The sequence below is a fragment of the Kitasatospora sp. MBT63 genome (assembly GCF_000710465.2).
Lineage (GTDB): Bacteria > Actinomycetota > Actinomycetes > Streptomycetales > Streptomycetaceae > Kitasatospora.
The window spans coordinates 30780-36160 of record NZ_JAIZ01000663.1 but is presented as its reverse complement, the minus strand read 5'-3'; the positions used below and the strand labels follow the sequence as shown (position 1 = coordinate 36160).

Annotated in this window: 6 protein-coding genes; 2 read left to right on the top strand and 4 right to left on the bottom strand. The window is 73.8% G+C overall.

The features are described 5' to 3' along the window. Nucleotides 1–120: 120 nt before the first annotated feature. Entirely contained in the window at nt 121–303 is a 183-nt protein-coding gene (locus AA75_RS34715; RefSeq protein WP_033824334.1) for an I78 family peptidase inhibitor, read from the bottom strand. 67 nt (nt 304–370) lie between these two features. Here AA75_RS34715 and AA75_RS34710 point away from each other — a divergent pair, with 67 nt between their 5' ends. Together AA75_RS34710 and AA75_RS53590 are read left to right on the top strand one after the other, a co-directional pair. Continuing rightward, on the top strand, nt 371–646 hold the full coding sequence (locus tag AA75_RS34710; protein WP_033824333.1) for a DUF6343 family protein: 276 nt from the start codon (nt 371–373) through the stop codon (nt 644–646). Between the two features lie 89 nt (nt 647–735). Then, the gene (locus AA75_RS53590; RefSeq protein WP_033824332.1) at nt 736–1245 is read left to right on the top strand and encodes a hypothetical protein; all 510 of its coding nucleotides are present in this window, start codon (nt 736–738) and stop codon (nt 1243–1245) included. A 35-nt stretch (nt 1246–1280) separates the two neighbouring features. Here AA75_RS53590 and AA75_RS34700 read toward each other — a convergent pair whose 3' ends face one another. Genes AA75_RS34700 through dxs form a run of 3 tightly spaced genes read right to left on the bottom strand, consistent with a single transcriptional unit; the run spans nt 1281 to nt 5337 of the window. After that, nucleotides 1281–2015, bottom strand: a complete 735-nt coding sequence (locus AA75_RS34700; RefSeq protein ID WP_051813977.1) for a DUF1275 family protein — start codon at nt 2013–2015, stop codon at nt 1281–1283. Between the two features lie 21 nt (nt 2016–2036). Continuing rightward, nucleotides 2037–3437 carry an aspartate aminotransferase family protein gene (locus tag AA75_RS34695; protein WP_033824331.1) on the bottom strand — a complete coding sequence of 467 codons (1401 nt, stop codon included), beginning with the start codon at nt 3435–3437 and terminating at the stop codon, nt 2037–2039. Then, complete coding sequence (dxs, locus tag AA75_RS34690; RefSeq protein ID WP_033824330.1) at nt 3427–5337, bottom strand: 1-deoxy-D-xylulose-5-phosphate synthase; 1911 nt, start codon at nt 5335–5337, stop codon at nt 3427–3429. The genes AA75_RS34695 and dxs overlap by 11 nt, the downstream gene beginning before the upstream one ends. Nucleotides 5338–5381 lie beyond the last annotated feature (44 nt).

Here is a 5381-nt window from a genome sequence, read left to right as displayed (position 1 = left end):
GACCGCTCGCCCCGCGCCGCCACCCGGGTCCCGTTCCCGGCCCAGCGGTCGCTCGCCGGGTCCGCCCCGTGCCAGGCCCCCGCCCCGGCCAGGCGGCCGGGCGAGGGCCCCGCCCGGCGCTCAGCCCTGCCAGGCCCGCTCCACCACGCCGTCCCGCACCAGGAGGTTGAGCCGGTCCGCGCGGTACTCCAGGGTGATCAACGCCCCCGGCGCCAGCTCCCGGACGGTCTCCACCCCCAGGCGGACGGCCAGCTCCCTGGCCCGTTCGACCGGCAGGCCCACGTACTGCGCGGTGCCGGACATCAGCGTCCCCCTTGCCTCTCGTCCTACTCTGGAAGGGTAGACCGACCCGGATCCGAGGCGACCGCCGATGCGTCCAGCGAAGACCCCGAAGGTGTGGCGGAGCGGCACCGAGCCCGCCACCGCCCGGAGTGACCTGAAGCTGCGATTCCTGCTGTCGGTGCTGTTCACCCCGCTGTTCGCCCTGATGACGGCCGGCTTCGCGATCTGGGCCGCCCGGGCCACCTCCACCGACGATCCCAGCCAGGCGCTGCTCACCGTCTTCGCCGTGGTCTGCGGGCTGCTCACGCTCTTCGCCGTGCTGGACCTGGTGGTGGTGGTCCGCCGCCGGCGCACCGAACTCTGACACCCCGCCGCCTCGGCGGCCCGACAGGGCGTCACCGGCCGCGCTGTCAAGGGCTACCGCAGCGGACGCGAGCATGACACCGTACGGGCATGCGTCTTCGAGCCACCCTGCTGGCCTGTACGGCCGCCGCCGCCCTCACCCTCTCCGCCTGCTCCAGCTCCGGCAGCACCGCCGCCGGGACGGCGCCGAGCACCTCCGCGCCTTCCGCAGCGTCCTCCGCCGCGGGCTCCCCGTCCGGTGCCGTCGCGCCGTCCGAGCCCGCCCCGCAGGGGTCCTCGGCCGCGCCGGAGGCGTCCAAGCCCGCGCCCCCGGCCGACGCCGGACTGCCGCCCGCCCCCGACGCCGCGGCCACCGCGAAGCTGGTCGCCGCCCTGGACGCGATCGACCCCGACATCGTCGCGGGCAAGCCGGAGAAGGCCGTCGAAGCCGCCCGCAACCAGTGCCAGGCCATCTTCAGCTTCCCCAAGGACCGGCAGAAGCTGATCGACCTGACCAACCAGCGCTTCACCTCCGCCAAGCACCCAGAGGGCTTCGGCGCCCAGAAGGCGGAGCAGATCCTCACCGCCCTCCAGGCCGACCTCTGCCCGGCACCCCGCTGAGCCGGCCGCGTCCGGGGGACCCGGCCGACCGCTCCTCAGCCGTGGCCCAGTCCCTCCGGCGCCGGCCGGTGCAGCTGGGGTGAGCGCGAGTACACCAGCGCGGTCAGCGCCACCGCGCTCCCCACCCCCAGCAGCACCACACCGAGGCCGAGCGGCAGCGCCACCGCCCCCAGCAGACCGCCGGCGAACATCCCCAGGACGGTCGCCAGCCGCTGCAGCCTGGTCAGGCTGCCCGGCGTGCCGGCGGTCCGGGCCGAGCGCGGCGAGGCGACGTCGGCGACCAGCTTGACCAGGGTGGTCTGCGCCAGGGTGGTGGGCATCTCCGGGATCCCGGCCTGCAGGATGACCCGGCTGCGCCACCCCATCGCGAAGGTGAGCAGCACGAACACGGTCGTGGCGTGGCTCCCCTGCAGCGTCCCGCCGTGGCCGGCCGTGGCGACGGCGTAGCCGCCGGCGGCCAGCAGCAGGGTGGACTCCACCGACATGCCCACCACGAACCACCGCCGCCGCCGGGCCAGCCGCCGGCTGACCATGAGGTGGGCGGCGGCCGCCCCGGCCACGAAGCCCGCCAGGGCGAGCGCCGGGCGGCCGATCGGCAGTCCCTCGGAGCCGCCGATGCCGAAGGCGAGCAGCAGCAGGTTCCCGGTGGCCAGCGCCGCGAAGGCGTGCCCGAGCCCGAGGAAGCTGACCGCGTCCACCATGCCGCTGGTGACGGTGAGCGCGGTCAGCACGCCGGTGATCCGGACCTCGATCCGATCGGCCATCCGCATCCCTCGCCTCCCCCCGCGGGGCTACTTGCCGCCCACCGCCTGCTTCACCAAGGTCCGCCCGAAGTCCCACATCAGGCCGCTCCCCCGGTGCGCGTCGTCCATCACCTCGGTGAACGCGGCCATGAAGCGCTCCACCTCCCGTTCGGTGATGATCAGCGGCGGGATGAGCTTGATGACCTCCAGGTGGTCGCCGGAGACCTGGGTGAGGATCCGGTGCCGCTGGAGCAGCGGCACCACCACCATCTGCGCGAACAGGCCCTTGCGGGCCGCCTGCAGCGCCGTCCACCCGGTCCGCAGCTTGAGCGACTTCGGCCGGCCGAACTCGATGCCGATCATCAGCCCGCGCCCGCGGACCTCGGCCAGCAGCTCGTACTTCTCCACCAGCGCGGTCAGCTGCTCCCGGAACAGGTCCCCGATCCGGCGGGCGTTGGCCACCACCTGCTCGTCCCGCATCACCTGCAGGGTGGCCAGCCCCGCCGCCATCGCCTGGGCGTTGGAGCCGAAGGAGGCCGAGTGCACCAGCACCCGGTCCATCGAGGAGTACACCTTCTCGAAGATCCACCCCTTGCCGAGGGTGGCGCCGACCGGCACGTACCCGCCGGAGAGCGCCTTGGCGGCGCACACCAGGTCGGGCAGCACGCCCTCCTCGTGCTGGTACGCGAAGAAGTCGCCGGTGCGGCCGATCCCGGTCTGCACCTCGTCGCAGATCAGCAGGGCCTTGTGCTCGTGCAGCAGGTCCTGGGCGGCCCGCAGCCAGCCGGGCGGGGCCGCGTGCACGCCCTTGCCCTGCACCGGCTCCACGATCAGCGCCGCGACGTCGCCCCGGCGCAGCTCCCCGGCCAGCGCGCCGAGGTCGCCGAGCGGGATCGCGGTGTCCGGCAGCAGCGGGTCGAAGCCCTTGCGGAAGCCCTGCTCGCCGTTGACCGACAGCGAGCCGGCGGTCAGCCCGTGGAAGGCGTGGTCGCAGTAGAGCACCCGCCGCCTGCCGGTGGCGTACCGGGCGAACTTCAGCGCGGTCTCGACCGCCTCGGTGCCGCTGTTGCCGAAGAAGACCCGGTCCAGGCCGGGGGCGTACGACAGCAGCTGCTCGGCGAGCAGGCCGGGCAGCGGGGAGCAGTCGAAGCGGGTCAGGTCGGGCAGGCCGAGGTCGATCACCTGGTGGATCGCGTCGCGGACCACCGGGTGGTGCCGGCCGAGGGCGAAGATGCCGAACCCGGCCAGCATGTCCAGGTAGGAGTTGCCCTCGGCGTCGTAGAAGTACGGGCCCTCGGCGCGCTCGTAGTAGCGGTCGAAGCCGATGGTGTGCAGCATCCGGGGCAGCTGCGGGTTGAGGTACTCGGCCTGGAGCCGGTAGCGCTCGGCGCCGCGTTCGGCGATCAGGGCGGCGAGGTCGAGGGGGCGGGCGGGGCGGTCAGCCGGCATGGTGCGGGTGCGCTCCTCGGATCGGCAGCAGGCGCTTGGCGAAGGCGGCGGTCTGGGCGGCGACGCCCGTTCCGGTGAGGCCGATCTCCTCGAGGATCTCGCCCCGGCCGGCGTGGTTCAGGAACTCCTGCGGGATGCCGAGCTCGCGCAGCGGGGTGTCGACGCCGCCGTCGCGCAGGGCCTGGGCGACGGCGGAGCCGACCCCGCCGGCCCGGCCGTTGTCCTCGACGGTGACCACCATCCGGTGCGCGGCGGCCAGCGAGACCAGGGCCGGGTCGACCGGCTTGACCCAGCGCGGGTCGACCACGGTGGCGGTGAACCCCTCGGCGGCCAGCAGCGCGGCCGCGTCCAGGCAGGCGGGGGCCATCGCGCCCACGGCGACCAGCAGGACGTCCGGGTTGGGCCCGGTGCGCGCCAGGACGTCGACCCCGCCGATCCGCTCGATCGCGGGCACCGCCGGGCCGAGGTCGCCCTTGGGGAAGCGCAGCACGGTCGGCGCGTCGGACACCGCGACGGCCTCGCGCAGCTGGGCGCGCAGCTGTTCGGCGTCGCGCGGGGCGGCCAGCCGCAGCCCGGGGACGACCTGGAGGATCGACATGTCCCACATGCCGTTGTGCGAGGCGCCGTCGGTGCCGGTGACCCCGGCGCGGTCGAGCACGAAGGTGACGCCGAGGCGGTGCAGGGCGACGTCCATCAGGACCTGGTCGAAGGCCCGGTTGAGGAAGGTCGCGTAGACGGCGACCACGGGGTGCAGCCCGCCGGTGGCCAGGCCCGCGGCGCTGGCGACGGCGTGCTGCTCGGCGATGCCGACGTCGAAGGTCCGCTCGGGGTAGGCGGCGGCGAACTTGGCGAGGCCGACCGGCTGGAGCATCGCCGCGGTGATGGCCACCACGTCCGGGTACTCGGCGCCCAGCGCCAGCAGCTCGGAGCCGAACACCGAGGTCCAGGAGGTCCCGGCGGAGGGCGAGATGGGCAGGCAGGTGTACGGGTCGATCGGGTTGACGGCGTGGAAGCGGTCCGCCTCGTCCTGCTCGGCCGGGCGGTAGCCGCGGCCCTTGACTGTCAGGCAGTGCACGATGACCGGGCCGCCGTAGTGCCGGGCCTGGCGCAGCGCCTGTTCGACGGCGCCGATGTCGTGGCCGTCGATCGGGCCGAGGTACTTCAGGCCGAGGTCCTCGAACAGGCCCTGCGGGGCGAAGGCGTCCTTGAAGCCCTTCTTGGCGCCGTGCAGCGCGTCGAAGATCGGCTGGCCGACCAGCGGGGTGCGCTGCAGGGCCTCCTTGCCGCGGGCCAGGAAGCGTTCGTAGCCCTGGGTGGTGCGCAGGGTGGCGAGGTGGTGGGCGAGGCCGCCGACGGTACGGGCGTAGGAGCGCTCGTTGTCGTTGACGACGATGACCAACGGGCGGTCCTTGGCGTCGGCGATGTTGTTGAGCGCCTCCCAGGCCATCCCGCCGGTGAGTGCGCCGTCGCCGATCACCGCGACGGTCCGGCGGTCCTCGCGGCCGAGCAGCTGGTTGGCCTTGGCGATGCCGTCGGCGTAGCCGAGCGCGGTGGAGGCGTGCGAGTTCTCGATCAGGTCGTGCTCGGACTCGGTGCGCGAGGGGTAGCCGGACAGGCCGTCGCGGCCGCGCAGCCGGGTGAAGTCCTGGCGGCCGGTGAGCAGCTTGTGGACGTAGGCCTGGTGGCCGGTGTCGAAGAGGATGCGGTCGTGCGGTGAGTCGAAGACCCGGTGCAGCGCGATGGTCAGCTCGACCACGCCGAGGTTGGGGCCGAGGTGGCCGCCGGTGCGGGTGACAGCGTCGATCAGGAAGTCGCGGATCTCGTCGGCCAGCGGCGGGAGGTCCTCGGCCGCCAGCCGTCTGAGGTCGGCGGGCCCCTTGATGGTGGGCAGAAGTGACATGGCTTCACCTCGCGGCTCGTTCAAAGCGATGACTGTCGGTGTCC

What these genes read in the sequence shown, in the direction of transcription:
- AA75_RS34715 (WP_033824334.1), bottom strand. Translation starts at nt 303, where the DNA reads ATGTCCGGCACCGCGCAGTACGTGGGCCTGCCGGTCGAACGGGCCAGG.
- AA75_RS34710 (WP_033824333.1), top strand. Translation starts at nt 371, where the DNA reads ATGCGTCCAGCGAAGACCCCGAAGGTGTGGCGGAGCGGCACCGAGCCC.
- AA75_RS53590 (WP_033824332.1), top strand. Translation starts at nt 736, where the DNA reads ATGCGTCTTCGAGCCACCCTGCTGGCCTGTACGGCCGCCGCCGCCCTC.
- AA75_RS34700 (WP_051813977.1), bottom strand. Translation starts at nt 2,015, where the DNA reads ATGCGGATGGCCGATCGGATCGAGGTCCGGATCACCGGCGTGCTGACC.
- AA75_RS34695 (WP_033824331.1), bottom strand. Translation starts at nt 3,437, where the DNA reads ATGCCGGCTGACCGCCCCGCCCGCCCCCTCGACCTCGCCGCCCTGATC.
- dxs (WP_033824330.1), bottom strand. Translation starts at nt 5,337, where the DNA reads ATGTCACTTCTGCCCACCATCAAGGGGCCCGCCGACCTCAGACGGCTG.